Consider the following 26,125-nt stretch of genomic DNA (forward strand, 5'->3'; position numbering starts at 1 on the left):
CTAGCTCGCCGAGATATTGGGGTCGAAGGTGAAGATGACGTACGTGCCCAGGCCCATGATCAGGATCATCGAGAGAACGAGGATCGTGGTCAGCCAGAAGCGCGTGGAGTCCTTGCGGGAGTAGTCCGCGATGACCGTGCGCAGACCGTTACCGCCGTGCAGCTGTGCCAGCCACAACATCGTCAGATCCCAGAACTGCCAGAACGGGCTGGACCAGCGACCTGCGACGAATGCGAAGTTCAAACGGTGAACGCCACCGTCGAGCATCAGCATGATGAACATGTGGCCCAGGACCAGAACGATCAGGGCGACGCCGGAGAAGCGCATGAACAGCCATGCGTACAACTCGAAGTTGTTCCGAGCCTTCGCGCGCGGGGACCGCGGGTTGTCCAGGCTTGCGGGACGGTCGTATGAGGTGCCCAAGCTCTTGGCTTCGGGTCCGTGAGTAGTCGCCATGTCAGTGCTCCGCAAACATGTTGATGAGGATGCGTCCGGCGCCCGGGATCATCACCAGGAACCAGATCGTCAGAATGGTCCAGAGCATGACGCGCTGGTACTTCGGGCCCTTCGACCAGAAGTCCACCAACATCACGCGCACGCCGTTGAGGGCGTGGTAGAGGACTACGCCGACGAGGCCGATCTCCATGAGGCCGACGACGGGGTTCTTGTACGTGTCGATGACGGCGTCGTACGTATCGGGATTGACCCGGACGAGTGCCGTATCGAGAACGTGTACGAATAGGAAGAAGAAAGTAGCGACGCCTGTGATCCGGTGTAGAACCCAGGACCACATTCCGGGGTCGCCCCGGTAAAGCGACCTCGTGCGCTCCTTCTGAGGAGCGGCTTCAGTCGTAGTACTCATCGAGTGCTGTGCCTCCAACGTCATTGGTGGACGCGTCGAGCCTGCAGAGAGCTTCGATGTACCTCAGCCCGGGCTCGACGGGATCCTGAACCGACTTGACTCAGACTCTAAACCTATGTGAAACCGGGAACTAATCAGATGCGGGATTCGTACGCGTACCAAACTCTTTGTAAGGTTTGCCTTTCCAATCTCTGCGAGACGGTTACGGCGTGGTTTCTGCATCCATTCAGTCAGCGTGATTGGATAACGAACCATGGGTGACATCGACTGGAAGTTGTTGCGGCACAACGCGCAAGTGGTCATGCGGAGGGCATACGCACCGTACTCGGGGTATGCGGTGGGTGCAGCTGCCCTGGTAGACGATGGCCGAATCGTCTCAGGATGCAATGTGGAAAATGTCTCATACGGTTTGAGCCTGTGCGCCGAGTGTGGACTCGTCGGTAACTTGGCGGCCTCCGGGGGTGGGCGGCTGGTGGCCTTCACGTGCTGCGACGCGAAGGGGTCGATTCTGATGCCCTGCGGCCGGTGTAGACAGCTTCTTCTCGAACATGGCGGGGGTGAGATGCTGGTCGACACGAGCAGTGGTTTCAGGCCGCTGAGCGAACTGTTGCCCGATGCTTTCGGGCCGGAACAAGCAGAAGGGCTCCGCCATGTTTGACGCAGTTTCCATCATCGGCGCCAAGCGTGACGGTCGCGAGCTGTCGGGAACCGAGATCGACTGGATAGTTCAGGCGTTCACGCAGGGGGTCGTCGGCGACGAACAGATGTCGGCGCTCGCGATGGCGATCTATTTCCGCGGAATGTCGCGGGCGGAGACCGGTCGATGGACCGAGGCGATGATCGAATCCGGCGGGAGGATGGACTTTTCGGACTTGCCGCTGCCCACCGTCGACAAGCATTCGACCGGTGGCGTGGGGGACAAGATCACCCTTCCGCTCGCGCCCCTCGTCGCTGCGTGTGGTCTTGCAGTCCCGCAGTTGTCGGGACGCGGACTCGGTCATACCGGTGGAACTCTCGACAAGCTCGAATCCATTCCGGGTTGGCGAGCCGACCTCACGGCGACGGAGATGGTCGACATTCTCGCGGACCCGAAAATCGGCGCCGTGATCTGTGCTGCCGGAGCGAACCTGGCCCCCGCCGACAAGAAGCTCTACGCGCTGCGCGACGTGACGGGAACGGTGGAATCCATTCCGCTGATCGCAAGTTCGATCATGAGCAAGAAGATTGCCGAGGGAACCGGCGCCCTGGTGCTCGACGTCAAAGTCGGTTCCGGAGCGTTCATGAAGGACCTCGGCGACGCGCGAGAGTTGGCACGCACGATGGTCGAGCTGGGCAACGACGCCGGCGTGCGTACCAGTGCTCTCATCACCGGGATGGACACCCCGCTGGGATTGACAGCGGGCAACGCTCTCGAGGTACGTGAATCCGTCGAGGTGCTGGCCGGCGGCGGGCCCTCGGACGTCGTCGAGCTGACCCTGGTCCTGGCTCGGGAGATGCTGTCCGCGGCTGGGATCGACGGGATCGACCCAGCAGACAAACTGGCCGACGGCACGGCCATGGACCGATGGCGCGCGATGATCGCCGCCCAAGGTGGGGACCCGCACGCAGCACTGCCGGTGGCCAGGCACAGCGACGTCGTCACCGCGGACCGAGACGGCGTCCTGACTCGACTCGACGCCATGGCGGTGGGCGTCGCAGCCTGGAAACTGGGAGCCGGACGCGAACGGCAGGGTGAAGCCGTGCAGGCCGGTGCCGGCGTCGAGCTGCACGCAAAGCCTGGCGACGCGGTCCGCGCCGGACAGAAGCTGATGACACTGCATACCGACACACCTGAGAGATTCGACGCTGCGCGTCGAAGCCTCGGCGGTGGCTGGTCGATCGGGACGGAATCCGACACCGTTGCGCGCCCGCTGCTCATCGAGCGAATTGTGGGTGATTCGCGTTAGCGTTGGCGAATGAACGCACCGGAGTTGACCACCATCCGCAGCGCACCCAAAGTTCTACTCCACGACCACCTCGACGGAGGACTCCGGCCCGAGACCGTTCTCGAACTGGCCGAGCAGTGTGGTTACGACGGGCTGCCGGCGAATTCGGCATCCGAACTGGCGCAATGGTTCCGAACTGCCGCCGACAGCGGATCGCTCGAGCTCTACCTCGAGACTTTCGCGCATACCGTCGCCGTGATGCAGACCCCGGAAGGGCTTGCACGGGTAGCGCGTGAATGTGCCGAGGACCTGGCCGACGACAACGTCGTCTACGCCGAAATCCGTTTTGCGCCCGAGCAGCACCTGGAACAGGGCCTGACCTTGGACGAAGTCGTCGAGCACGTGCTCGAAGGTTTCCGAGCCGAATCCGCGGCCAGGGTCGCGGGACGGGAGATCCGAATCGGGTGTCTCCTGACGGCGATGAGGCATGCCGCCCGGTCACGAGAGATCGCCGAACTCGCCGTACGATTCCGGGACCGCGGGGTGGTCGGTTTCGACATCGCCGGTGCCGAGGCCGGAAACCCGCCGAGCCGGCACCTCGACGCATTCGAATACATGCGTGATGCAAACGCTCACTTCACGATCCACGCGGGCGAGGCCTTCGGATTGCCGTCGATCCACGAAGCCATCGCCTTCTGCGGAGCGGACCGGTTGGGCCACGGCGTGCGGATCGTCGACGACATCGACGTGAACGGCCGAGATGGGGCAGAGTTGGGTCGACTCGCGAACTACGTCCGCGACATGCGCATTCCCCTCGAACTGTGCCCGAGTTCGAACGTGCAGACCGGAGCCGTGGCTGCGCTGGCCGACCATCCGTTCGGACTGTTGGCGGACTTGCGCTTCCGCGTGACCGTCAACACCGACAACAGACTGATGAGCGACACCACCATGAGTCGGGAAATGGCAGCGCTGGTCGAGACCTTCGGTTACGGCTGGACCGATCTGGAACGCTTCACCATCAACGCGATGAAGTCGGCCTTCATCCCGTTCGACGAGCGCCTAGCGTTGATCGACGACGTGATCAAGCCGGGCTACGCCGTGCTCATCGGCTAGAGGCCGGTCACCGGTCTACTCGGGCCGCAACCGAGCCTCGAACTCACGCTCGAGTTCGCGCCAGGTCTCGGATTCCTTCGTGAACGGTGCGCTCGGAGCCATCCGCGACGGATCGGGGTTGAGGAGGTACGAGACGTACCAGCCCAGCTCGTTCGATGCGGACAGAATTTCCTCGGTGGAGTCGTCGTCGGCGAAATCAGCTGCATCGGTGAACAATTCGACGGCGAGTTCCAGTTGCTCGGCGTCGACGACGTCGGGGCCCTGGGCGAGGTCGTCGGCGATGCCGGGCAGAACGTAGACGTTCTCGTCCGTGACTTCGATTTCGAGAGAACCGTCGACGGCAGCATTCTGAATTTCGCCGTACGTGCTGACCTGCGAGAGATCGTGTTCGTGGTTGTCGGCGAGGTACCGAGCGAGTGCGCGCTCGCTACGGAAGACGGTGATCAGTCCGTCCTTGCCGAGGAAGATCGCCTGATCACCCATGTAGCAGCGCAGAGTGTAGAACGTCTCGGCCGAGGTGATGATGCGGATCGGGTCGACGCCGACCTCGCCCCAGAAAGTCTCGATTTCGTCTTCGTCCTCGTCGAGGTCGTCTTCGTCGAATTCCTCGTCCTCGCCCTCTTCGGCGACATCGTCTGCATCGACGGTGTTCTCGGCGGCAGCGAGCAGTTCGGCTTCGGCGACCGCCACGGCAGCTGCATCGACCTTCGGGGAGGTGACCACCTTGTCGATGGCGTCGAGCACGGCGTCCCAGTCCTTGACGATCGCAGCGCCGACCTGATCCCACAGCTCGAGGCCTTCGCGGCCTTCGAAGGTGCCGGCTCCGGTGGCAAGTGCCCCGAGTACCGGATGGCCGCTGAAGAAGCGGATGACCGCGTCGAGTTCGCACACCTCACCGATGTTGCGAGCCATGTTCAGGGTGTCTTCGAGTTCCGAGACCACCAGTGCCTCAGGGTCGCCTGCGGCCAGTTCGGGCACGCCCACGAAGTCGAAGGTGAAGTTCTCCTCCGGTTCGAGCTCGGCTGCCGACAGTCCGGAGACGACGGCCCACGCCGGATGCTCGACCAGATCGTTGTCGGAATCCGTTCGGATGAAGGCCGCGAGTTCTGCGACGGAGGAGAACCCGTACAGGTCTTCCTCATGGCCGAGAAACGCTTCCCACTCGTCGTCGCCCTCGCGCCAGCGGGGAGCCCACAAAGTGACGAGGTCTCCGTCGGTGAGTCCGATTTCGATAGGGACGATGTCTCCAGCCATGGGCGGAAGCCTATCCACCGCAGAGCGAAAGGCATAGCGGGGGTTCGTCACGTTTGTTTCAGTGTCACTCGGAGCTCACTGACCAGTCGCTCTCGTTCGTCGCTGGACTGTTGAACTGCCTGGTGAATAGTTGCCACCGTCAATGCGGCCACCGTGCGAGAATTCATCGCGGTGATTGCGTCGGTTACCCGTAGGTCGACCAGAGCGCCCAACCCGTCGACAGTTGCCGTGACTATCCCACCCTCGCTCGAGACGACTACCCGCAGAGCGTTGACCCCGTCGACGGCGTCCTGCAAGAGTCCGGTCCGGTGTTTCGCCAGCTCCATGATTCGATCCATCTCGTTCACAGCGAACGCATCCAGCTCGACGGAAGGCTCTGATCCTCGGCGGCGTCGACATCGGCCAGTTCGTCTCGGGTCGCGAGACCGAGTCGATCGAGAATCGCCGCCGGAACGCCGGTCGCCTCGAGCTCCACACGATGGAGGGCGCCGGCTTCGACGGCCGCTTTCGAGCACAGCGTGAGTATCTGTTGCGCCAACCGTTCCCCGCCGTACCGCAGTTCGTCCTGGCTGATCCGCAGGTCCACGGGAACGGCGTGCTCCGTGGCGCGGACTGCGATGGTTCCAGATCGGTTGACGGCGACGGCTGTGATGATCGGCGGTGATTCACGCATGTTCTCGGACATGTTTCCTGTCATTCCGTCGGACGGTAGAAGCCGTGAAAGCCCATGCCGCTGTTCGTGGTTCGGATGGCGCTGATCTCGACAGGGTCGCCGGCTTCGATCATCTGGCCGCCGCCGATCACCATCGCGACGTGGCCGTCCCAGACCGCGAGGTCGCCCGGCATCAGATTGTTCTGATCGATCTGGTTCCCGATTCCCTGTTCCTGTGCCAACCTCGGAATGTCGACCCCGGCCTGGCCGTACGCCCATTGCGTCAACCCGCTGCAGTCCAGGCCGACTCCGGGTGTCGTACCTCCCCAGGCGTAGGGGACACCCTGTTGAGTGAGTGCGTTGCGTACGGCGGCAGCGGCCTCGGCGTTCGGTGCGGTGGCGGTCGATCCGTCGGGAAGTTCAACCTCTACTCCGCCTGTGGAACCGGAGCCACCTGTGGCACCGGAAACACCTGTGGCACCGGAACCACTCGCAGAACCGGATGCGCCAGGCGCGGGTTCGGGTATCGGGACGGGTGGGATCAGCGCGGACATCTTCTCGGTCGACCCTGCCAGCTCACCGCGTACCCGCTCGATTACCGATACCGCGCGTCCGAGGTGCTCCAACGCGGCCGACAGCAACATCAATTGCCCTGTCGGCGTCATGAGCGTCGGTCCGGCCTTGATCGCGAGGGTCAGAAAGGACTGAAGAATCTCACCGAGTTCGGTCATTCCCGCGGACACGGACGTTGTCGCTTCGTCCACGACGCCGGCGATGTCGTTTCCGCGATCGGCGAGGTTTCGCGTCGACGTCTGCGTCTGCTCGGTTGTGGTCACCGCAGCAGTGAGGGCAGTCGACGAACTCTGCGAGGACGCGAGTTCGCTCAGAGCAGCGCTTCCCAATCGGTATGCGATTTCGAGGACGTCCGAAGCGATTCGGATACCGGCGTCGGGTCCACTTGCGCTGGGGACACCGGACCCGACGGTGTCGACCAAATCGATGATCGGTCGTGCGAGAGCGTCGACGTCGATCATGAGCGTCCAGCCTCAGCGAGAGTCGTTCGTACCGATTCCTCGGAGTCGAGATAGGTGGCGTGGGCGTCGCGGGTGGCCGACTGGACACTGGAAATCACAGCGGACAGTCGATCGATGTCGTCGATGTGCGCTTGTTGTGCCCGGCCCGCGACACCGATGAAGTCGCTGCCGATCAGCCCCAGGACAGCGGCCAGAGCCAGATGATCGCCGCCCGCTGCGTCCTGTCGCGCTTGGGCGACGTTCTCGGCCACAGTGCCCAACCGCGCAGCGAACTCCGCGATGCTTTCGGTGTCCAGATCCAGATTTGTCAACTTGTCTTCCCCCCGTTGCGCTTACTTCTTCTTGGACGCCGCGCGGGGTGCTCCGGTTCCCGAGGAACTATTCTGATGGTCATGCAAACGCACGTAGTCGACCATCCGCTCGCGGCGGCCCTCTTGACCACAATGCGTGACGCACGCAGTGAGAACGCGACTTTTCGTTCCGCACTTCGCAGGCTCACGCACATGCTGGTCTACGAGGCCATGCGTGACGCGGAGGTCGAGGAGTTCCCGGTCGACACCCCGGTAGCTGCGACGACGGGCATCCGGCTCGCGAAGCCGCCGTTGCTCGTCCCCGTGCTGCGGGCCGGTCTGGGGATGGTCGAACAGGCGAGTGCGCTGATTCCGTCGGCCGGCGTCGGCTTCGTCGGAATGGCACGAGACGAAGAGACGCATCAGCCGGTTCCGTACCTCGAATCCTTGCCGGCGGATCTGTCCGGTATCCCCGTGTTCGTGCTCGATCCGATGCTCGCCACCGGAGGTTCGATGGTGCACACCATCGACTTGCTGGTTGCGCGTGGCGCGACCGATGTCACGGCAGTGTGCGTTGTGGCCGCTCCGGCCGGCGTCGACGCGTTGGCAGCGTCCGGCCACCCGGTTCGTCTGGTCATCGCGAGCATCGACGACGGACTCGACGAGAACGCTTTCATCGTCCCCGGTCTCGGTGACGCCGGCGATCGGCAGTTCGGACCCCGCTAGAGCGAAAGGGCGAAGGTTCGGAGTTCGGCCAGCCGGGCCTTCGCCGCCTCGTGGGCGGTCGCGAGGTCGCCGCGGTTCGCGACCGGGACGACAACTTCGAGATAACACTTGAGCTTGGGCTCGGTTCCGGACGGTCGAACGACCACGCGGATCGACGGTCCGTCGAACATCACTGCGTCGGTGCGCATACCGCCGCGAACTTCGGCCAAGTCCTCGATCGTGACCGGCTCGCCCGCGAGTCGGCCAGGCGGATCGGCGCGCAGTCGTTTCATCATGTCCGCGATGTCGCTCGAATCCTCGACGCGGCGGGACACTTGGTCCCCGCGATGCAGTCCGAATTCGACGGCATAGTCGTCCAGCACGTCCAACAGGGTTCGGTTGCTGTCCGTGAGGGTGGCAGCCAAGTCGGCCACCAGTACGGCAGCCGAGATTCCGTCCTTGTCTCGCACCACATCCGGATCGACGCAGTGCCCGATCGCTTCCTCGTAGGCGTAAACCAGTCCGTCGCCGGCGCGCGTGAGCCACTTGAACCCGGTGAGTGTCTGCGCAAACCTCGCTCCGCGAGCTTTCGCCAACTTCGAAAGCAGAGTCGAGGAGACGATCGTCGTCGCCACCAACGAATCTTCGGGCGCCGTGCTCAGCACGTGGTCGGCCAGGAGCACCCCGGTCTCGTCGCCGCGCAACATGCGCCACTGATCACCGTCGCGAACTCCGACGGCGCAGCGGTCGGCATCCGGGTCGAGTGCGATCGCCAGATCAGCGTCGACTCTTCGGGCCAGTGCGAGCAGGCGGTCGGCCGCGCCGGGCTCTTCGGGGTTGGGGAAGTCGACGGTCGGGAACGTGGGGTCGGGATCGAACTGCTCCGCCACGACGTGCAGGTCCTCGAATCCTGCTGCTCGCAGAGCTGATATCGCGGTTTCGCCGCCGACGCCGTGCATCGCCGTGAGCGCAATTCGGGCCGAGCGGGAGCTACCGTGGGGAAGGGTCGCGACGCGGGCGATGTATGCCTCGACCAGCGATTCGTCAGCTGGAATCACCGAGACTCGAGGGACGTCGGCAGCACCACCGACGCGGGCGATCTCGCTCTCGATTTCACGATCGGCGGGGGAGACGAGTTGCGCCCCACCCGACAGGTACACCTTGTAGCCGTTGTCGGCGGCAGGATTGTGGGAGGCGGTGATCTGGATACCTGCCGCTGCCCCGAGCCTGCGCACCGCGAACGCCACAAGGGGCGTCGGCAGTGGGCGGGGGAGCAGGGTCACCTCGAACCCGGCCGCCGCCATGACCTCGGCGGCAGCGAGAGCGAATTCCTCGGAACCGCGCCGGGCGTCGCGGCCGACGACGATGCGGGACCCACCCTGGCAGCGAGCTGTCAGCCAGGCCGCCAGACCGGCCGTGGTTCGGATGACGACCGCGAGGTTCATGCCGTTGGGGCCGCCGCGCACTGGCCCGCGGAGCCCAGCAGTGCCGAACGCCAGTGGTGCGGAAAATCGTTCGGCCAGTTCATGTTCCGAGAGTGCTGCTAGTTCTGCGCGAGTGACGGGGTCCGGATCGGCGTCGATCCACTCGGTGACGTTCTGTGGTGTCACAGCTGTTCGACCAGTTGGCGCAGCAGCACTCCCATCCGGGCCGCCGATGCTTTGCCTGCCGCCAGCACTTCCTGGTGATCGAGCGGGGCGCCCGTGATTCCGGCGGCCAGATTGGTGACCATCGAGATGCCGAGCACCCGGGCGCCGAGCGCGCGGGCCGCGATGGTCTCGTGAACCGTCGACATGCCGACCAGATCGGCGCCGAGCGTACGAAGCATTCGAATCTCGGCCGGAGTCTCGTAGTGCGGTCCGGGAAGGCCGGCGTAGACGCCCTCGGCAAGGCCCGGGTCGATCGAGCGAGCCAGCGCGCGCAGCTCCGGCGAGTAGGCGTCGACCAGGTCGACGAACTCCGCGCCGACGAGGGGGGAGCGGGCCGTCAGATTCAGGTGGTCACTGATCAGCACCGGTTGCCCCACTGCGTAGTCCTCGCGGATACCGCCGGCCGCATTGGTGAGGATGACCGTGTCGGCGCCGGCAGCAATGGCTGTCCGGACCGGGTGGACAACAGTGCCGAGATCGTGGCCCTCGTACGCATGCGCGCGCCCGAGCAGCAGCAGGACTTCTGTGTTTGCGACGCGCACCGAACGAATGGTGCCCGCATGGCCGAGGGCGGACGGTGGGGCGAAGCCAGGCAGATCCGCCATCGAGACTTCAGCTGTCACGTCCGCACCGGCGTCACCGAAGACGTCTGCGGCATCGGTCCACCCCGACCCGAGCACGATGGCGACTGACGGTGACGAAGAGCCAGTCATGGCGGACAGAGCAGCGGCGGCGGCCTCGGCGATCGTTCCCATGTGAGCAACCCTACTGAGGAGTCGGGTCGGTTCGCCGGGTGAGTTGGCGGGCGTTACTCTCCCATCCATGCCTTATCTCGAACGCGACGGCGACGTATTCATCCTGTACCTCGGCAACGAGGGCGAAACGGACAACGAGAACCGCTTCGGTCCCGAGTGGATCGACGCTGTTCACAGCAAGTTGGACGAGGTCGAAGCGCACGAGGGGCCGGCGGCCCTGGTAACGACGGCGACGGGCAAGTTCTACACGAACGGCCTGGACACGACGTGGATCTTCGGCAATCTCGACGGTCTGCCCGGTTACCTCGACAAGGTCCACACCATCTACAGCCGTTTGCTGACCTTCCCGATGGCCACGGTCGCGGCCGTGCAGGGGCACGCATTCGGCGCCGGTGCGATGCTCGCGTCCTCGCACGACTTCCAGATCATGCGCGCGGACCGCGGCTTCTACTGCCTCCCCGAGGTCGGACTGAACATGCCGTTCACAGTCGGGATGTCCGCGCTGTTGAACAGTCGTCTGCCCAAGCAGACGGCAGTCGACGCCATGACGACAGGGCGTCGCTTCGGCGGTGCCGACGCACTCGCTGCCGGCATCGTGCAGGAAACGGTCGACGGCGAGGGAGTGCTCGCCGCAGCAGTGGCCAAGGCGTCCGCACTGACGTCGACTCACGGCAAGAACTTGGCGGGAATCAAGGCAGGCATCCACCGCGATGCTCTTGCGGACCTCGCTCAGGTGACTGACAAGAGCAACTTCTCCTTCGGGTGAGACAATGATCGCGTGAACCAGAATGTCGACAGCGCAGTCAGGTCCGTAGAGGCCGATCTGATTGCGCTGTCGCATTCGATTCACAGCGACCCGGAACTCGCCTTCGAGGAGTTCCGCAGCGCTGCCAAAGTGTCGGACCTGCTGGCGCAGCACGGTTTCGCGGTCACCGACGGGATCGTCGACCTGCCGACGGCCTTCGATGCCACCTACGGCAGCGGAGAACTGGTCATCGCGATCTGCGCCGAGTACGACGCGTTGCCCGAGATCGGTCATGCCTGTGGGCACAACATCATTGCCGCCGCCGCGGTCGGGGCCGGCATCGCGTTGGCTACCGTCGCCGATGAACTGGGGATCACCGTCCGAGTGATCGGTACTCCGGCGGAGGAAACCGGTGGCGGCAAGGTCCTGATGCTCGAGCGTGGTGCATTCGACGGCGTCGGCGCGGCCATGATGGTTCACCCCGGACCGATCGACATCATCGGTGCCACCTCGCTGGCCTTGGCGGACATCGCCGTGAGCTATCACGGTCGCGAGGCGCACGCGTCTGCTGCGCCGGAATTCGGTCGCAATGCCGCCGATGCGGCGACGCTCGCGCAGGTGGCGGTCGGTCTGTTGCGTCAGCACCTGCAGCCAGGTCAGCAGATTCACGGAATCGTCAGTGACGGCGGCACGGCTCCCAACATCGTTCCGGCTCGGTCCGAATTGCTCTACTACCTGCGTGCCGAAACGGCCGCGTCGTTGGCCAATCTGTCCGAGCGTGCCGACGCCTGCTTCGCATCTGGAGCGCTCGGCACCGGGTGCACCCACGAAATCCGCACGGTATCGCCTACTTACACCGAGTTGACCCCCGACCCGTGGCTGGCTGCGGCGTACCGTGAACAGATCGTCGATCTCGGACGGGTGCCACTGGCAGCGGAATGGGAGCGCTCCCGTCCACTGGGTAGTACGGATATGGGTAATGTGACCAATGTGATTCCGGGAATTCACCCGGTCATAGGCTTGGATTCATCGGGGGCAGTGACACATCAGCCGGAGTTCGCGGCTGCGTGTATCACCTCCTCCGCAGATCGAGCGGTAGTCGACGGTGCAATTGCGTTGGCCCGCACTGCTGTCCGGGTAGCGTCCGATCCAGAACAACGCGCCCGTCTGTTGGAAGGGGTAGATCGCCGGTGAACGCGGCAATCGATACGTGGATTCACGCGCACACCGACGACCTCGTCGCGTGGCGTCGACACATCCATGCCAACCCGGAGTTGGCTCGCCGCGAGTACGCGACCACCGAATTCGTCGCCACCCGCCTCACTGCCGCTGGGCTGTCACCGAAGATCCTTCCCGGTGGCACCGGTCTCACGTGCGACATCGGACCGGATGGTCCACGAATCGCACTTCGCGCCGACATGGACGCTCTGCCTATGCAGGAGGCGACCGGAGCGACGTACTCGTCCACGGTCCCCGGTGTGTCCCATGCCTGCGGCCACGACGCCCACACCACCATCCTGCTCGGCGCCGGATTGGCTCTGGCCACGTTGCCCGAACTTCCCGTCGGGGTTCGGCTGATCTTTCAGCCCGCCGAGGAAGTCATGCCGGGCGGCGCACTCGACGTCATCGCCGCGGGTGCGCTCGACGGCGTGTCCAGAATCTTTGCTCTGCACTGCGATCCGCGACTGGAGGCAGGCCAGGTAGGCATGCGTCTGGGCGCGATCACCTCGGCTGCCGACACGATCGAGGTCGTCCTCGATTCTCCGGGTGGGCACACGTCGAGGCCGCACCTGACCACGGATCTCATCTACGCACTCGGCACAGTCGTGACCGGGCTGCCGGGAATGCTCAGCCGCCGTATCGATCCGCGCACCGGCACCGTCATGGTGTGGGGCGCGGTCAGTGCAGGTCAGGCACCCAACGCTATTCCGCAGACCGGCATGATGACGGGCACGGTCCGTACGGGCGATCACGACACGTGGGAGTTGCTCGAACCGCTCGTGGAAGAAATCGTCCACGGACTGCTCGCACCCACCGGAGTTCGCTACCAACTCAACTATCGTCGCGGAGTGCCACCGGTCGTCAACGACGAGGTGTCCACTCGGATGTTCGAGGACGCCATCGCGACCGTCGGACAGGATGCTTTGGCCGACACCCCGCAATCCGGTGGTGGCGAAGACTTTTCGTGGTACCTCGAGACTGTGCCGGGTGCCATGGCGCGGCTCGGTGTGTGGTCTGGTGAAGGCGATCAGCTCGACATCCACCAACCCACTTTCGATCTCGACGAGCGTGCACTCGGCGTCGGTGTGAAGGTTCTGACTAGCCTGGTTCTGGGATAGTTCCGGTTCCCGTCGGGGGTACCGTTTTTCGTGTCGTTCGAGTGAAGGTACGGGCATGTCCATAGGTGTGGGAGTGCGAATCGGCACATTGGTGTCGACGGCTGTCGTTGCGTCGAACGATCCGGGTTCGGCTGATCCGGTGGTATTGGTCAGGGACACGATCCTCAATCAACGCAAGGACGGAACGACGGTGCTCGGCGGCACCGAGCAACTGGGCGCCGGCCGTGAGTTCGCCGAGAGCTGGTCAGGCTTTGTCGGCCGCGTCGGGGACCCGAGCGGCGTCGCTGGAACGGCCGATACTCGTTACCGCGCCGAGGATTTGGTGGCGACCTCGATTCGCTGTCTGTTGCAGGAATGCGAACCGCTGCCCGATCGTGGTGGGCGGAGCGGGGGAGCCCCCGACATCGTCGCCACGTACCCGTCGCGCTGGGACTCGTCCACTGCTGCCCTCATGAAGGACTCCCTGGTCTACGCGGGCCTCGAACGGGTCACACTCGTCTCGGATGCCGAGGCTGTGTCGGCCTGGTTCGAGTCGGAAATCGCAGCGCTCGCCGGCACGCTCATCGGCATTTATCACGTAGACGACACCGGGGCAGCAGTTACGCTGGTGCGTTCTGGTGTCGCGGCCGGCCGCGCGTTCGGCTTTGCGGGCGACGGGAGTTCGCCGAGTTCACGCCTCGCGACGGCACTGGGTGCATTCGGTTGGATGCCGGAGAACCTGGACGCCGTCGTCGTCACCGGTGACGGGGAGCCGGCGACAGACAAAGCAGCCATGATGTCCATAGCTGCCGGTATCGCCGAAAAGCTCGGTGTCCGATGTGAACTCGGTCCAGGACCCGAGCAGTCCGCCGCGCTGGGGGCCGCGATCCTCGCTGCCGGATTCACCTCGACGTCGCACACGATCGTGCCGATCGGATTGCCGCCTTCACACGACGTCACCGAGGTGTTCGACACCCTGGGACGCGAGAAGGTGGCGGCTGAAACCGTAGCCGGGGTGGCAACAGCCGAGCCGGAAACTGCAGTTGTCTCAGGTGAATCGGAGTCGCGCGGTTCGAAGCGTATTCTCGTCGGCCTGACGATTGCGGTCGTACTCGCAGCACTGGCAGTACTCGCGTATTTCCTGCTGCTGTGAGCAGGCGAGCACTCTAGTCGGTCACTCCGTTACCCGGACCGACGTTGCGGCTGTTTCGCGTCCGCAACTCTCGTACATACTCGGCCGGCGCTCCGGCGATTTCGGCCGCGTCGGCCATCACGCCGATGTAGCGGGCCGACGGTAGTCCACCTTCGTACGCGTCCATGACGTAGAGCCACGCAAGTACCGCGTCGCCCGCCGTGTCGACCCGCACTCGGATCTTGCGGTGCAGTCCCAGTTCGGCACCTTCCCAGCGGTCCAGACTCACTTCGTCCTCTTCCGGGACGTCGTAGAGGACCACGAAAACACTGGAGTCGGGGTCTTCGACCACGGTGGCGAGAGCCCCCTCCCAGCCGAGGTCCTCGCCGCTGAAGGTCAGGCGCCAGCCTCGCAGCCACCCTGTCCCGGACATGGGCGAGTGTGGGCAGCGCAACAACATCTGCTCGGGATGCATGTTGGAACCGTAGGCGGCATAAATCGACACGGGCGCAAGCCTAAACCGTGGTCCGAGGGTGTGGCGAAGCGGACCACCGGACGCAAGTAATCTGGTACAAGCACTGCGCGACACGTGGTGCTCGAATAGCGTGACACTGGTCGACGGGAGACCCCTGCCGGCCACGCGAGGACTTGGAGGACACATGACCCGGATCGTGATCATCGGTGGCGGACCCGCCGGCTACGAGGCGGCACTGGTAGCCGCGCAGCACGGGGCCACGGTCACCCTGGTCGATTCGGACGGCGTCGGCGGTGCGTGTGTGCTGTTCGACTGTGTTCCGTCGAAGACATTCATCGCGTCCACCGGAATCCGCACCGACATGCGTCGTGCATCCGACCTCGGCATCACTCTGGACCCGGAGCAGGCTTCGGTGTCACTGCCGAAGATCCACTCCCGAGTCAAGAGTCTCGCGTTGTCCCAGTCCTCGGACATTCGCGCACGGTTGCAGACGGTGGGCGTCGAGGTTCTCTCCGGCACCGCCGAACTGACCGATCCGCTCCTCGGCATGGCAGCACACCAGGTTCGCGCGACACTCGGAAGCGGCGAGCAGAAGACCATCGACGCAGACGTCGTGTTGATCGCCACCGGCGCCAGCCCCCGCATCATCCCGGGAGCCGAGCCCGACGGTGAGCGAATCATGACGTGGCGTCAGCTCTACGACTTGGACGAGCTGCCCGAGCACCTGGTTGTGGTCGGTTCCGGTGTCACCGGTGCCGAGTTCGTCTCCGCGTACACCGAGATGGGCGTCAAGGTCACGCTCGTGTCCAGCCGTGACCGTGTTCTGCCCGGCGAGGATGCCGATGCGGCGCTCGTGCTCGAGGACGCCCTCGCCGAGCGCGGTGTCACTCTCGTCAAGCACGCCCGTGCAGACGCCGTCGAGCGCACCGAGAAGGGCATCGTCGTCAAGCTCTCGGACGGCCGCACGGTCGAAGGAAGCCACGCCTTGATGACCGTCGGTTCCGTCCCCAACACCAACGGTCTCGGCCTGGAGCGGGTCGGCATCGAGTTGGACAAGGGTGGTTACCTGCGTGTCGACAGGGTCTCGCGCACCACGGTTTCAGGTATCTACGCCGCCGGCGACTGCACCGGACTGCTCCCGCTCGCGTCGGTGGCTGCGATGCAGGGACGCATCGCGATGTACCACGCACTCGGTGAAGGCGTCAGCCCGATCAAGTTGAAGACCGTCGCGTCGGCCGTCTTCACGCGCCCGGAAATTGCAACGGTGGGTGTTTCGCAGGCAGCGATCGACAACGGAGAGGTGCCCGCTCGCACCGTCATGTTGCCGCTCAACACCAACCCGCGCGCCAAGATGTCCGGTCTGCGCCGCGGTTTCGTGAAGATCTTCTGCCGCCCGGCTACCGGCGTGGTCATCGGCGGTGTCGTGGTCGCACCCACCGCTTCGGAACTGATCTTGCCGATCGCGATCGCCGTACAGAACAACCTGACGGTCAACGACCTGGCTCAGACGTTCTCGGTGTACCCGTCGCTGACCGGATCGATCACCGAGGCTGCTCGTCAGCTCATGCGGCACGACGACCTGGACTGAGAACAGACCAGAGTCTTCTTACAATGTGAGACCTTCGTTTCACATACTGAAGCATTGGTGAGATAGTCGAGATGCCGACCGAATCAAGGGTCGGTATCTCGGCGCTCTCCCGCCCCGTTGACCCAGGACGGCTCAGGGTGTTTTTCCTCTGACCCTTCATTCTGCGTGCCTGGGAGCTTCACATGACACACGCCGCGCTGTCCGCTCGTATGGACGGACTCCGTAGTTCTGCAATTCGCGATCTGCTCACCCTGACTGCCCGGTCCGACGTCATCAGCTTGGCCGGCGGACTGCCCGACGCCGATTTCATTCCGCGGGAACGAATCTCGAAGGCAGCCCACGACGCACTCGGTGACCCGTCGTCCGTTCAATACGGCGAGACGTCCGGCCTGCGGCGCCTCCGTGAGGTGATCGCCGAGCGCGAATCCTCCAAGATCGGGCGGGCACTCGACGTGTCCGAAGTTGTGATCACCCACGGTTCTCAGCAAGGTTTGAGCTTGCTCGCGCAGGTCCTCCTCGACGCCGGTGACGTCGTGGTCGTGGAGGAGCCGGCATATACCGGTGCGCTGCAGGTTTTTCGAACGGCGCAGGCTCGTCTCGTTCCGGTCCAGCTGGACGAGGACGGGATGGACACCGCCGCACTCGAAGCGAAACTCGACGCCGGTCTTCGACCCAAAGTTGTTCACACCGTCAGTAATTTCCACAATCCGCGGGGCGCGGTGCTCTCGGCGCAGCGCCGAACGCACCTGGCTGCCCTGGCCGACCGATATGGATTTTGGGTTCTCGAGGACGACCCGTACGGCGAACTGTACTTCGGCGAGCAACCGCCCGCGCCGCTGGCGGCGCTGTCGGACAGGGTGATTCGGCTGTCCAGTGCCTCCAAGGTATTGGCGCCGGCGCTGCGAGTCGGCTGGCTGCACGGTGACCGGAAGGTCTGCGAAGCGGTCGAACTGATCAAGCAAGGCGCTGACCTGTGCGGTTCTTCCCTCACTCAGCAGATCACCGCAGATCTCTTCTCGGACCTCGAGTGGTTCGAAACGCACCTCGACATGCTCCGCGAGGGATACGGCGCCAGAGCCAAGGCCTTGGTTGCCGCTGCCGAGGCAGAATTGGGTGGCCTGGCACGCTTTTCCGAGGTCCGCGGCGGCATGTTCTGCTGGATGGATTTCCTCGGCGACGTCGACACCACCGAACTCCTGGGGGTCGCGCTGGAGCACGGCGTGGCATTTGTCCCGGGCACGGCCTTCGCGGTCGAGGCGGACCTCCGTCGAAGCGCTCGATTGTGTTTCGCGACGTATCCCGAGGCCGTGCTGATCGATGCAGTCGGCAGGCTCCGGGACAGTGTCACCTCAGGTACAGCCTGACCTTGTCGATAGTGTTGCGGAGCAGATCGATTTCCGCGCCGGACGGCGGGGTGGTGACAGTGACGTGGTCGGCGACGGCCAGATCCCATCCCGTCGACTCTCGCACCCGATCGACCGAGACGCCTTCGTGGACACTGGTCAGCTCCAACTCGCCGCCGGGGCCCTGGTGTGTCAGGACACCGAGGTTGGTGAACACCTTGGTCACTCCTGCACCTGCCGGCATGATGCCCTTTTCGCTGGCGAAGGCGCGAGCGGGGCTTGGTGAGGTGCAGAAGTCGAGCTCGGCGGGGAAGGAACTGAGGTCGTGGCGGCGCATCACGACGAAGATCTCGGCGGCGTTCGCGATGATCTCGACTGCCCCTCCCGCTCCGGGCAGTCTGACCGTCGGGTTCTTCCAGTCACCGATGAAGCTTGTGTTCAGACTTCCCGTTCGATCGATTTGAGCGGCCCCGAGAAATCCGACGTCGACGTTGCCGCCTTGTAGGACATAACCGAAGAGCGCGGCCATACTGAGCACGGATTCGGCACCGGAGACCACGACGGAGTCGGCGATACCTTCGGCCATGGCCGAAGGATGCGCGCCGCACACTCCGGATTCGTAGATCAGTTCGACGTCCGGATTCGACGTGTGCCGCGCGAGATCGACTGCGAGCGTGGGGAGTCCGACTCCGGCGAAAACCCGGCGCTTACCCGCCAACTCGCGTGCCGCGACGGCGACGATCGTTTCGGTCGAGGTGGTGTTACTGCTGACAATCGTGGTGGTCATAGTCTGCTCCCGTAGTCGACAGGTGTGGAGAGTTTTGATCCGACCTCGAGATCCGACCAGTAGTCTGCTCCGAGCTTGGCGAGATATTCATCGTGATCGCCAAGTGCGTACACCCATTCGTCGAGCCAATTTCTCAGCAGCGAAGGATCTTTGGAAATCTCGGTCCAGCGTCGGTAGAAGCCGCAGTCGCGGTCGTAGTATCCCTGTGCGTACGACGGGTGCGCGCCGCGCGGGCAGACCACAACTGCGTCGACTGCGTGCGAGGGAATCAGAGTTCGGCTCGGGTCTGACCTGATGACCTCGTCGTCGACCAGTTCTTCGACAACGACGATCGCCTTCTTCGCGGCGTACACGGCTTCCTGCTGCACCCCGGCGATGCCCCAGATCTGCGCGTTCCCGGACGAGTCCGCTCGCTGTGCGCCGATGATCGTCACATCCGGATTCAGCGGCGGCACAACGTAGACGCTCCCGCCGCCGTACGGATCCTCGACGAGTCGCAGTTGTGGGTTGAGCGCGGGTAGATCGCTACCGGCGTACGACCGCAGCGGGAAGAAGGGGAGCCTGGCGGCTCCCGCCTGATAACGGCACACCATGCCGTAGTGGCTGTATTCCTCGACTGCGAGGGGGAGCGGGTCCTGGTTCTCGATGCGTCTGCGTAACTCGTACAGGGAACCTGCGGAGCCGCTGGCGAAGAACGAGGCAACCAGCTTTCGGACGCAGCCGGCGGCGACGAGTTGATCGGAAACGATGTCCGGCGTCATCCGGCAGAGCGTGAGGTCCTTCCTGCCTTGCCGGATGATCTCGTGCGCCGCCGCAAAAGGAATGAGATGCGAAAATCCCTCCAGCGCAACGGTCATCCCGTCTTCGACGTATCGGCCGATGGCCTCTGTCATCGAGAGGGTCTTGTCCACGGGTGTACCTCTTCTTGTTCTCTCGCGCACTCGGTCGGTTTCGGAAACTTGACATGTTCGGCCGGTGTGGCGCAACAATGTCGGGTGGAAATTCATCAGATCAACGCATTTCTCGCGGTGGCTGAGGAGCTACATTTCGGCCGTGCGGCACAGCGGCTTCGGATTGCGCAACCGCCGCTGAGTCGAACGATCCGGCAATTCGAGAAACAGCTCGGTTCGCCGTTGTTCGATCGAAGTACTCGAACTGTGCGGCTCACTGCTGCCGGTGAAGCGCTGCTGCTTCCGGCGCGCGAGATTCTGGACGCGTGCCGGATGGCCGAGATCGCGGTGTCGGCGGCAGGCAAGGGAACGACAGGTCGCGTTCGCCTGGGCTTTGCGGGAACCTCTTCGCACCTGCTCGTCGGGCGGTGGGCGAAATTGGTGAGAAAGACGAATCCAGGTATCGAATTCGTGCTCGACAGTTCCGCTTTCGCGAACGAAGCGTTGTTGATGTTGCTCGATCGACGACTCGACATCGGGATGGTCCGGTGGACTGTCCCACCGCTCGGGATCACGTCGAGATTGATCGCCGAGGAGGACTTTCTGGTGGCCATGTCGAAAGACCATCCGTTGGCGTCGAGGGAATCGGTTCGGTTGATCGAATTGGAGTCCGAGAATTGGGTGACACTGCCGGCGGAACCAGGTTCGATTCTCCGAGAGTCACTGCTCACTGCGTCGAAGAACGCCGGGTTTCTGGCTCGGATCGTCCAGACGGCACCCGATTCGATGTCGTTGATCGCGTTGGTGTCCGCAGAAATCGGATGCTCGTTGACGATTTCCTCGGTGGCCCGGAGCATCGTGAACCCGGATGTGGTCTTTGTTCCCGTCATGGATCCACCTCCTCCTCTTCAACTGCGTATCGCCTGGCGAGAGGGAGACGACAGACCTGCTCTTCTCGAAGTGTTGAAATTGTCCGAGCAGGCGCTGCCGTCCCTGGCCTAGACGGTTGCCCGACCGGTAGCGATTTCACCCGCTTCGGATTGCGGTGAGTTCGACGTAGCGGCACGAGTGTTCTCGAGTTCGAGCTCGTCGTGATCCGCCTGCTCGGCCGTCGACAGTTCGCCCGCGTTGTACCCGGTGCGGCGGAGCAGCAGAAGGGTGCAGATCAGCGAGACAAGGGCGTACAGCCCGGACACGATCGCGACCCCGACGATGTTGCCGGACGTGTTGAGCATCCACTGCGCCAGTACCGGAGTTCCGCCGCCGACGACGAGGGAACACAATTGGTACGCCGTCGACAGTCCGGTGTAACGGATGTTGGCGGGGAAGGCCCGGGCGAGAACGCCGGCGATGGCGCCGTAGAACATCGAATGCGGGATCGTGGCCAGGCACATCGCGACGACCGCGATGGTGAAGTTCCCGGTTCGGATCGCGAAGAACATCGCGGGCATGAGTACGAACTCCGGTATCACCATCAGACACATGGCTTTTCGCATGTCGATCTTGGAGACCAGGACGGCACCGAAAGGTTGGACGATGAACTGCACGACAAGCGCGATCGCAATGGCGGCCAGGAAGGTGCCTCGATCGTATCCCAGTTCTTTTGTAGCCCAAGACAATGCGAAGGTGTTCTTGAAGTAGGTGACCTGAGCGAGGGGGAGTGCGCCGGCGCCGAGAAGAACCAGTACCCAATGCTTGCGCAATACTTCGGCGAGTGGAAGCTTGACGACCTTCTTGCGGGCGAGAACGGCCTTCATCTCGTCGGACTCTTCGAGTTTGAGGCGGATGATCATCCCGAGAATGACCAGGACCGCCGAGATGATGAACGGGATGCGCCATCCGTACAGGAGGAACGACGGCGTCGGCATCGCGGACAGAAAGAAGAATGCGATGGTGGCCAACAGATTCCCGGCGGGTGAGCCCTGTTGAGCGAACGCGGAGTAGAGGATGCTCTTCCCCTTGGGTGCGTTCTCGCTGGCGATGAGCACTGCTCCGCCCCACTCGCCGCCGACCGCGACTCCTTGGATGACGCGAAGGGTGACCAGGCCGATCGGCGCCCAGATCCCGACCTGTGCGTAGGTGGGGAGGAGTCCGATGCCGACTGTGGCGACGCCCATCATCATCAAGGTGATGACGAGAGTGTTCTTGCGTCCGATCCGGTCGCCGAGGTGACCGAAGATGATCCCGCCGATGGGCCGGGCGAGGAAGCCTGCCCAGAGGGTGATGAAGGCGAGGAGAGTTCCGACTCCGCTCGGGAGAGTGTCGGAGAAGAAGATGTCGCCGAATACCAGGGCAGCCGCGGTGCCGTAGATGTAGAAGTCGTACCACTCGATAGTGGTTCCGATGAACGAAGCGATACCGGCTCTTCGGGCCTTGGCGTTGATCTCCTCGGAACTGCGAGTGGGTGAACTCATGCGTGGCGACCTTTCTCTGCATCATTCGTGGCGCCGAAACGTGGCGCGCCTGAATGAGATTCGCAGAGTGGTGTAGGTCACGTCCAATACCAAGTTGGTCGCCTATTGATACCTCTGAAGTATCAATAGGCGACCAGGATCAGCTTTTCCGGTATGGAAGACGTCTGAGCTAGCCCGAGTGATGTGGGTGGTTACTCGGACCAGTTGTACGTTCTCGCGACGGCCTTGTTCCACTCCGCGTACAGCCGTGCCCGTTCGGACTCGTCCATCGCCGGTTCCCAGGTCTGGCCGACGGCCCAGTTTTTTCTGATGTCGTCGGTGTCCGCCCAGTAACCGATGGCGAGGCCCGCTGCGTAGGCAGCGCCGAGCGCTGTCGTTTCGTTGACCACAGGACGGATGACGGGAACTCCGAGGATGTCCGACTGGAACTGCATCAGGGTTTCGTTGACCACCATGCCGCCGTCGACCTTCAGCGCGGACAGTTCGACGCCCGAATCCGCTCGCATGGCGTCGATGACCTCACGGGTTTGGTACGCCGTCGCCTCGAGCGCAGCGCGGGCAATGTGCCCCTTGTTGACGAAGCGCGTCAGGCCGACGATGACACCCCGAGCGTCCGGTCGCCACCGAGGGGCGAAAAGTCCGGAGAACGCGGGTACGAAGTAGGCGCCGCCGTTGTCGTCCACACTCGCGGCGAGCGGCTCGATGTCCTTGGCGTTCTGAATGATTCCGAGGTTGTCTCGAAGCCATTGGACCAAGGAACCCGTCACCGCGACGGAGCCTTCGAGTGCGTAGACGGCAGGCGCTTCGCCGAGCTTGTAGCAGACGGTGGTCAGCAGTCCGTGTTTGCTGTGCACCGGCTTGGTTCCCGTGTTGAGAAGCATGAAATTGCCGGTGCCGTAGGTGTTCTTGGCTTCACCCTCGGAGAGGCAGGCCTGACCGAAGGTGGCTGCCTGCTGGTCACCGAGAATTCCGGCGACCGGCACACCGGCGAGATTGCCACGTGGGCGCCCGGTGCCGTAGACCTCGGACGAACTACGGATTTCCGGGAGCATCGACATCGGGATTCCGAAGTCCGCGCAGATCGATTCGTCCCACTGGAGGGTCTCGAGATCCATCAGCATCGTGCGTGACGCATTGGTGACATCTGTCACGTGGATGCCGTCGGTCAGGTTCCACACGATCCACGTGTCGACGGTGCCGAAGCACAATTCGCCGGCCTCCGCTTGTGCTCTCGCACCGTCGACGTTGTCGAGAATCCAGCGGATCTTCGGCCCGGCGAAGTAGGTCGAGAGTGGTAGTCCGGTCTTGTCTCGGTACTTGTCGGGACCCTCGTCGCCGCCCAGTTCGACACACAGCTGATCCGTGCGCGTGTCCTGCCACACGATCGCGTTGTAGATCGGCTTGCCCGTCGAACGCTCCCAAACGACGGTCGTCTCACGCTGATTCGTGATTCCGACAGCAGCGATGTCGGCCCGCGTGAGATCGACCTTCGCGAGAGCGCCGGCCACCACCTCCCGGGTGTTGATCCACAGCGCCACCGGATCGTGCTCGACCCAACCGGCGCGCGGGAAAATCTGCTCGTGTTCTTTCTGCGCAACGCTCACCACGGCGCCGTCGTGATCGAAGATCATGCAGCGGCTCGACGTCGTGCCTTGGTCGATGGCGGCGATGTATTGATTCACTGTGCTCCTAGGTTCGGGCGCGTTCGCGGTAATCCGTGCGCTGTCGCAGTATGTGGATCAAGCTACTAGCCTGTAAACGGATTCGTCGTCGACTTACAGGAGACCGGGTTGAGTAAGCAGCAAGGTGCGCAGTTTCTCGGCCCGCAGCAGCGCGAAGCTGCTTGGGAACAACTTCAGACCGAGCAATTCGACGTCGTCGTGGTGGGCGGCGGTGTCGTCGGTGTCGGGGCGGCCCTCGATGCGGCGACCCGCGGACTCAAGGTTGCGTTGGTCGAGGCCCGTGACTACGCATCCGGCACGTCCAGTCGCTCGTCGAAGATGTTCCACGGCGGTCTCCGCTATCTCGAGCAACTCGAATTCGGCCTCGTTCGTGAGGCGTTGCGAGAGCGTGAACTCTCGCTGACAACGCTCGCTCCGCACCTGGTCAAGCCGCTGAAGTTCCTGTTCCCGCTGGCTCACCGAGTGTGGGAACGGCCGTACATGGCCGCGGGTATCTTCCTCTACGACCGGATGGGCGGCGCCAAGTCGGTTCCCTCGCAGAAGCACTTGACGCGCGCGGGCGCACTACGCATGTCGCCGAGCCTCAAGCGCAGTTCGCTGACCGGTGGCATCCAGTACTACGACACCGTCGTCGACGACGCTCGGCACACCATGACCGTCGCACGGACCGCCGCACACTACGGCGCTGTCGTGCGAACGTCGACACAGGTCGTGGGATTTCTGCGTGAAGCGGACCGGGTCTCGGGAGTTCGTGTTCGCGACTGTGAGGACGGACGTACGGCCGAGGTCAAGGGCCACGTCGTCATCAACGCGACCGGTGTCTGGACGGACGAGATCCAGGCGCTCTCGCGTCAGCGCGGACGGTTCCGGGTGCGAGCGTCGAAGGGCGTGCACATCGTCGTCCCGCGCGATCGCATCGTCAGTGAAGCCGCCATCATTCTGCGCACCGAAAAGTCGGTGCTGTTCGTCATTCCGTGGGGCAGCCACTGGATCATCGGCACCACCGACACCGACTGGAACCTGGATCTCGCGCACCCCGCGGCAACCAAGGCCGATATCGACTACATCCTCGGTCACGTGAACTCCGTGCTGGTCACGCCGCTGACGCACGCCGACATCGACGGTGTGTACGCCGGTCTGCGTCCGCTGCTTGCCGGTGAGAGCGACGAGACGTCGAAACTCTCGCGCGAGCACGCCGTCGCCCGGGTCGCTCCCGGTCTGGTCGCCATCGCCGGCGGAAAGTACACGACGTATCGGGTCATGGCGGAAGACGCCGTCGACGTGGCTGCAGAAGACATTCCCGCGCGCGTGGCGTCGTCGATCACGGAGAAGGTGCCGCTCGTCGGTGCCGACGGCTACTTCGCGTTGATCAACCAGACCGTGCAACTGGGTGAGCAGTACGGCTTGCATCCGTATCGAGTCAAGCACCTGCTCGACCGTTACGGTTCGTTGATCACCGAGGTCCTCGAACTCGGCCGCCAGACGCCGGAATTGTTGCAGCCCATCACGGATGCGCCCGATTATCTCCAGGTCGAAGCTGTGTACGCGGCTGCGGCCGAGGGCGCCCTGCACCTCGACGACATCCTGGCTCGCCGCATGCGCATCGCGATCGAGTATCCGCATCGTGGGGTCAACTGCGCGCAGCAGGTCGCCGGATTGGTCGCACCGATTCTCGGTTGGGATGCCGCCACCGTCGAGCGTGAAGTCGACACCTACCGAGCACGTGTCGAAGCGGAGATCGAGTCACAGACCCAGCCGGACGACGAGTCGGCCGATGCCTTGCGCGCCGCAGCGCCGGAGTCGCGGGCCGAGATCCTCGAGCCCGTCGTCGTGGTGCCGGATCGGGTCTGAGTCGCCCGTCGTTTGCTCTCGCTCTGTCGTGGGTAGGCCGGATGACGAATCACCACCCGTGTCAGCACAGACCGGTCGAGCGTCGCCCAGGAGGATCCCAATGTTCGGTAGTCGGTCGAGGTCTGCTGAGGAACACATAGCCACCGCTTATCTGGTCACTCACCTGTGCGGAGCGATGGTAGGGCTGCAACTCTCGCGGTCACTCTCGGACTCGTACGGTGCCTGGGCTGAAGGCGAGCTGGACTCGTTGCCGGGTGAGCTCGAGTACGAGATCGAACAGCTGCTTCAGCTGATCGAGGACACGCAGGGCATATCGCTGCCGCGGTACTCCAAGATCGATGCGACGGTCAATCGGATCCGACGCCTCGTTCACGTCGACGCCATCTGGCGTAATCGCCTGGTCAAGCTGGCGACTCTCGAGATCATGCGGACCGCGCTGTGCGGCAAGAGCGCGATGTGGGAGGTTCTGAGAGACATCCCGGCCGGGGAGACGGAGGAGCAGTACCGCGAGCTCAACGACCTGGTGTCCAAGCAGATCACGACCGTGACGGGACTGCATCACCGCGCAGCCACCGAGGCATTTCAGGGGGCAGACGGGCGGCAATCGGCGAGCGGCGGCGACCCCATCCGCTCGAGTAAGTAAGGTTTGTACCGTTCCATG

Annotated in this window: 27 protein-coding genes; 13 read left to right on the forward strand and 14 right to left on the reverse strand. The window is 63.7% G+C overall.

What is annotated here, in order from left to right; all coding sequences use genetic code 11:
* Both G8767_RS18415 and sdhC read right to left on the reverse strand, forming a co-directional pair.
* Entirely contained in the window at window positions 1–456 is a 456-nt protein-coding gene (locus tag G8767_RS18415) for a succinate dehydrogenase hydrophobic membrane anchor subunit (protein ID WP_003940699.1), read from the reverse strand.
* Window position 457: 1 nt separating this feature from the next.
* Complete coding sequence (sdhC, locus tag G8767_RS18420) at window positions 458–862, reverse strand: succinate dehydrogenase, cytochrome b556 subunit (protein WP_185564407.1); 405 nt, start codon at window positions 860–862, stop codon at window positions 458–460.
* Window positions 863–1,115: 253 nt separating this feature from the next.
* Here sdhC and G8767_RS18425 point away from each other — a divergent pair, with 253 nt between their 5' ends.
* From G8767_RS18425 to G8767_RS18435, 3 genes are read left to right on the forward strand one after another with little or no spacing between them, the layout of a single operon-like run.
* Complete coding sequence (locus G8767_RS18425) at window positions 1,116–1,520, forward strand: cytidine deaminase (RefSeq protein ID WP_095969016.1); 405 nt, start codon at window positions 1,116–1,118, stop codon at window positions 1,518–1,520.
* Window positions 1,513–2,808 carry a thymidine phosphorylase gene (locus tag G8767_RS18430; RefSeq protein WP_095969017.1) on the forward strand — a complete coding sequence of 432 codons (1,296 nt, stop codon included), beginning with the start codon at window positions 1,513–1,515 and terminating at the stop codon, window positions 2,806–2,808. The genes G8767_RS18425 and G8767_RS18430 overlap by 8 nt, the downstream gene beginning before the upstream one ends.
* A gap of 9 nt (window positions 2,809–2,817) precedes the next feature.
* The gene (locus tag G8767_RS18435; protein WP_166811039.1) at window positions 2,818–3,900 is read left to right on the forward strand and encodes an adenosine deaminase; all 1,083 of its coding nucleotides are present in this window, start codon (window positions 2,818–2,820) and stop codon (window positions 3,898–3,900) included.
* 15 nt (window positions 3,901–3,915) lie between these two features.
* Here G8767_RS18435 and G8767_RS18440 read toward each other — a convergent pair whose 3' ends face one another.
* From G8767_RS18440 to G8767_RS18460, 5 genes are read right to left on the reverse strand one after another with little or no spacing between them, the layout of a single operon-like run.
* On the reverse strand, window positions 3,916–5,154 hold the full coding sequence (locus G8767_RS18440) for a primosomal protein (RefSeq protein WP_095969019.1): 1,239 nt from the start codon (window positions 5,152–5,154) through the stop codon (window positions 3,916–3,918).
* A 47-nt stretch (window positions 5,155–5,201) separates the two neighbouring features.
* The gene (locus G8767_RS18445) at window positions 5,202–5,480 is read right to left on the reverse strand and encodes a YbaB/EbfC family nucleoid-associated protein (RefSeq protein WP_206029481.1); all 279 of its coding nucleotides are present in this window, start codon (window positions 5,478–5,480) and stop codon (window positions 5,202–5,204) included.
* Between the two features lie 17 nt (window positions 5,481–5,497).
* A complete protein-coding gene (locus G8767_RS18450) occupies window positions 5,498–5,839 on the reverse strand; it encodes a hypothetical protein (RefSeq protein ID WP_124566584.1) in 342 nt (113 codons plus the stop codon).
* 8 nt (window positions 5,840–5,847) lie between these two features.
* Window positions 5,848–6,840, reverse strand: coding sequence for a C40 family peptidase (locus G8767_RS18455; protein ID WP_166811043.1), 993 nt, complete (start codon window positions 6,838–6,840; stop codon window positions 5,848–5,850).
* A complete protein-coding gene (locus G8767_RS18460; RefSeq protein WP_124566460.1) occupies window positions 6,837–7,151 on the reverse strand; it encodes a type VII secretion target in 315 nt (104 codons plus the stop codon). Before G8767_RS18460 ends, G8767_RS18455 begins: the two co-directional genes overlap by 4 nt.
* 81 nt (window positions 7,152–7,232) lie before the next feature.
* On the opposite strand from G8767_RS18460, the gene upp reads away from it, so the two are divergent.
* Window positions 7,233–7,856: a uracil phosphoribosyltransferase gene (gene upp / locus G8767_RS18465; RefSeq protein ID WP_007727319.1), complete on the forward strand. Its 624-nt coding sequence runs from the start codon at window positions 7,233–7,235 to the stop codon at window positions 7,854–7,856.
* Here the strand turns inward: upp and G8767_RS18470 are convergent.
* The gene (locus G8767_RS18470) at window positions 7,853–9,445 is read right to left on the reverse strand and encodes a phospho-sugar mutase (protein WP_166811045.1); all 1,593 of its coding nucleotides are present in this window, start codon (window positions 9,443–9,445) and stop codon (window positions 7,853–7,855) included. The two genes, upp and G8767_RS18470, sit on opposite strands and share 4 nt — an antisense overlap.
* Window positions 9,442–10,239: a purine-nucleoside phosphorylase gene (locus G8767_RS18475; protein ID WP_095969024.1), complete on the reverse strand. Its 798-nt coding sequence runs from the start codon at window positions 10,237–10,239 to the stop codon at window positions 9,442–9,444. Before G8767_RS18475 ends, G8767_RS18470 begins: the two co-directional genes overlap by 4 nt.
* 67 nt (window positions 10,240–10,306) lie before the next feature.
* Here G8767_RS18475 and G8767_RS18480 point away from each other — a divergent pair, with 67 nt between their 5' ends.
* Genes G8767_RS18480 through G8767_RS18495 form a run of 4 tightly spaced genes read left to right on the forward strand, consistent with a single transcriptional unit; the run spans window position 10,307 to window position 14,455 of the window.
* Window positions 10,307–11,005: an enoyl-CoA hydratase-related protein gene (locus G8767_RS18480; protein ID WP_095969025.1), complete on the forward strand. Its 699-nt coding sequence runs from the start codon at window positions 10,307–10,309 to the stop codon at window positions 11,003–11,005.
* Window positions 11,006–11,017: 12 nt separating this feature from the next.
* Window positions 11,018–12,178, forward strand: a complete 1,161-nt coding sequence (locus G8767_RS18485) for a M20 family metallopeptidase (RefSeq protein ID WP_124566457.1) — start codon at window positions 11,018–11,020, stop codon at window positions 12,176–12,178.
* Window positions 12,175–13,323, forward strand: coding sequence for a M20 family metallopeptidase (locus G8767_RS18490; RefSeq protein ID WP_124566456.1), 1,149 nt, complete (start codon window positions 12,175–12,177; stop codon window positions 13,321–13,323). Before G8767_RS18485 ends, G8767_RS18490 begins: the two co-directional genes overlap by 4 nt.
* Window positions 13,324–13,378: 55 nt before the next feature.
* On the forward strand, window positions 13,379–14,455 hold the full coding sequence (locus G8767_RS18495; protein ID WP_206029482.1) for a hypothetical protein: 1,077 nt from the start codon (window positions 13,379–13,381) through the stop codon (window positions 14,453–14,455).
* Window positions 14,456–14,468: 13 nt separating this feature from the next.
* Here the strand turns inward: G8767_RS18495 and G8767_RS18500 are convergent, their stop codons facing one another.
* Window positions 14,469–14,939, reverse strand: coding sequence for a gamma-glutamylcyclotransferase (locus G8767_RS18500; RefSeq protein WP_003940753.1), 471 nt, complete (start codon window positions 14,937–14,939; stop codon window positions 14,469–14,471).
* A 154-nt stretch (window positions 14,940–15,093) separates the two neighbouring features.
* On the opposite strand from G8767_RS18500, the gene G8767_RS18505 reads away from it, so the two are divergent.
* Together G8767_RS18505 and G8767_RS18510 are read left to right on the forward strand one after the other, a co-directional pair.
* On the forward strand, window positions 15,094–16,497 hold the full coding sequence (locus G8767_RS18505) for an NAD(P)H-quinone dehydrogenase (RefSeq protein WP_003940987.1): 1,404 nt from the start codon (window positions 15,094–15,096) through the stop codon (window positions 16,495–16,497).
* Between the two features lie 182 nt (window positions 16,498–16,679).
* Complete coding sequence (locus tag G8767_RS18510; RefSeq protein ID WP_166811047.1) at window positions 16,680–17,861, forward strand: PLP-dependent aminotransferase family protein; 1,182 nt, start codon at window positions 16,680–16,682, stop codon at window positions 17,859–17,861.
* Here the strand turns inward: G8767_RS18510 and G8767_RS18515 are convergent.
* Entirely contained in the window at window positions 17,842–18,627 is a 786-nt protein-coding gene (locus G8767_RS18515; RefSeq protein ID WP_166811049.1) for a CoA-transferase, read from the reverse strand. The two genes, G8767_RS18510 and G8767_RS18515, sit on opposite strands and share 20 nt — an antisense overlap.
* The gene (locus G8767_RS18520; RefSeq protein ID WP_124566453.1) at window positions 18,624–19,538 is read right to left on the reverse strand and encodes a CoA-transferase; all 915 of its coding nucleotides are present in this window, start codon (window positions 19,536–19,538) and stop codon (window positions 18,624–18,626) included. Before G8767_RS18520 ends, G8767_RS18515 begins: the two co-directional genes overlap by 4 nt.
* Window positions 19,539–19,622: 84 nt before the next feature.
* Between G8767_RS18520 and G8767_RS18525 the strand changes: the two genes are divergently transcribed.
* Window positions 19,623–20,519, forward strand: coding sequence for a LysR substrate-binding domain-containing protein (locus G8767_RS18525; protein ID WP_095969030.1), 897 nt, complete (start codon window positions 19,623–19,625; stop codon window positions 20,517–20,519).
* Here G8767_RS18525 and G8767_RS18530 read toward each other — a convergent pair.
* Window positions 20,516–21,931: an MFS transporter gene (locus tag G8767_RS18530; RefSeq protein ID WP_095969031.1), complete on the reverse strand. Its 1,416-nt coding sequence runs from the start codon at window positions 21,929–21,931 to the stop codon at window positions 20,516–20,518. The two genes, G8767_RS18525 and G8767_RS18530, sit on opposite strands and share 4 nt — an antisense overlap.
* A 191-nt stretch (window positions 21,932–22,122) precedes the next feature.
* Window positions 22,123–23,613: a glycerol kinase GlpK gene (gene glpK / locus G8767_RS18535; RefSeq protein WP_166811051.1), complete on the reverse strand. Its 1,491-nt coding sequence runs from the start codon at window positions 23,611–23,613 to the stop codon at window positions 22,123–22,125.
* A gap of 108 nt (window positions 23,614–23,721) precedes the next feature.
* Here glpK and G8767_RS18540 point away from each other — a divergent pair, with 108 nt between their 5' ends.
* Both G8767_RS18540 and G8767_RS18545 read left to right on the forward strand, forming a co-directional pair.
* Complete coding sequence (locus tag G8767_RS18540; RefSeq protein WP_003940825.1) at window positions 23,722–25,464, forward strand: glycerol-3-phosphate dehydrogenase/oxidase; 1,743 nt, start codon at window positions 23,722–23,724, stop codon at window positions 25,462–25,464.
* Between the two features lie 100 nt (window positions 25,465–25,564).
* On the forward strand, window positions 25,565–26,107 hold the full coding sequence (locus G8767_RS18545) for a hypothetical protein (RefSeq protein ID WP_166811054.1): 543 nt from the start codon (window positions 25,565–25,567) through the stop codon (window positions 26,105–26,107).
* Window positions 26,108–26,125: the final 18 nt, after the last annotated feature.

Origin of the sequence: Rhodococcus sp. IC4_135 (genome assembly GCF_011602025.1) — a bacterium.
GTDB lineage: Bacteria > Actinomycetota > Actinomycetes > Mycobacteriales > Mycobacteriaceae > Rhodococcus_F > Rhodococcus_F baikonurensis.

What these genes read in the sequence shown, in the direction of transcription:
- G8767_RS18415 (WP_003940699.1), bottom strand. Translation starts at nt 456, where the DNA reads ATGGCGACTACTCACGGACCCGAAGCCAAGAGCTTGGGCACCTCATAC.
- G8767_RS18445 (WP_206029481.1), bottom strand. Translation starts at nt 5,480, where the DNA reads ATGGAGCTGGCGAAACACCGGACCGGACTCTTGCAGGACGCCGTCGAC.
- G8767_RS18495 (WP_206029482.1), top strand. Translation starts at nt 13,379, where the DNA reads ATGTCCATAGGTGTGGGAGTGCGAATCGGCACATTGGTGTCGACGGCT.
- sdhC (WP_185564407.1), bottom strand. Translation starts at nt 862, where the DNA reads ATGAGTACTACGACTGAAGCCGCTCCTCAGAAGGAGCGCACGAGGTCG.
- upp (WP_007727319.1), top strand. Translation starts at nt 7,233, where the DNA reads ATGCAAACGCACGTAGTCGACCATCCGCTCGCGGCGGCCCTCTTGACC.
- G8767_RS18515 (WP_166811049.1), bottom strand. Translation starts at nt 18,627, where the DNA reads ATGACCACCACGATTGTCAGCAGTAACACCACCTCGACCGAAACGATC.
- G8767_RS18450 (WP_124566584.1), bottom strand. Translation starts at nt 5,839, where the DNA reads ATGTCCGAGAACATGCGTGAATCACCGCCGATCATCACAGCCGTCGCC.
- G8767_RS18430 (WP_095969017.1), top strand. Translation starts at nt 1,513, where the DNA reads ATGTTTGACGCAGTTTCCATCATCGGCGCCAAGCGTGACGGTCGCGAG.
- G8767_RS18455 (WP_166811043.1), bottom strand. Translation starts at nt 6,840, where the DNA reads ATGATCGACGTCGACGCTCTCGCACGACCGATCATCGATTTGGTCGAC.
- G8767_RS18425 (WP_095969016.1), top strand. Translation starts at nt 1,116, where the DNA reads ATGGGTGACATCGACTGGAAGTTGTTGCGGCACAACGCGCAAGTGGTC.
- G8767_RS18510 (WP_166811047.1), top strand. Translation starts at nt 16,680, where the DNA reads ATGACACACGCCGCGCTGTCCGCTCGTATGGACGGACTCCGTAGTTCT.
- G8767_RS18440 (WP_095969019.1), bottom strand. Translation starts at nt 5,154, where the DNA reads ATGGCTGGAGACATCGTCCCTATCGAAATCGGACTCACCGACGGAGAC.
- G8767_RS18530 (WP_095969031.1), bottom strand. Translation starts at nt 21,931, where the DNA reads ATGAGTTCACCCACTCGCAGTTCCGAGGAGATCAACGCCAAGGCCCGA.
- G8767_RS18480 (WP_095969025.1), top strand. Translation starts at nt 10,307, where the DNA reads ATGCCTTATCTCGAACGCGACGGCGACGTATTCATCCTGTACCTCGGC.
- G8767_RS18505 (WP_003940987.1), top strand. Translation starts at nt 15,094, where the DNA reads ATGACCCGGATCGTGATCATCGGTGGCGGACCCGCCGGCTACGAGGCG.
- G8767_RS18545 (WP_166811054.1), top strand. Translation starts at nt 25,565, where the DNA reads ATGTTCGGTAGTCGGTCGAGGTCTGCTGAGGAACACATAGCCACCGCT.
- G8767_RS18435 (WP_166811039.1), top strand. Translation starts at nt 2,818, where the DNA reads ATGAACGCACCGGAGTTGACCACCATCCGCAGCGCACCCAAAGTTCTA.
- G8767_RS18475 (WP_095969024.1), bottom strand. Translation starts at nt 10,239, where the DNA reads ATGGGAACGATCGCCGAGGCCGCCGCCGCTGCTCTGTCCGCCATGACT.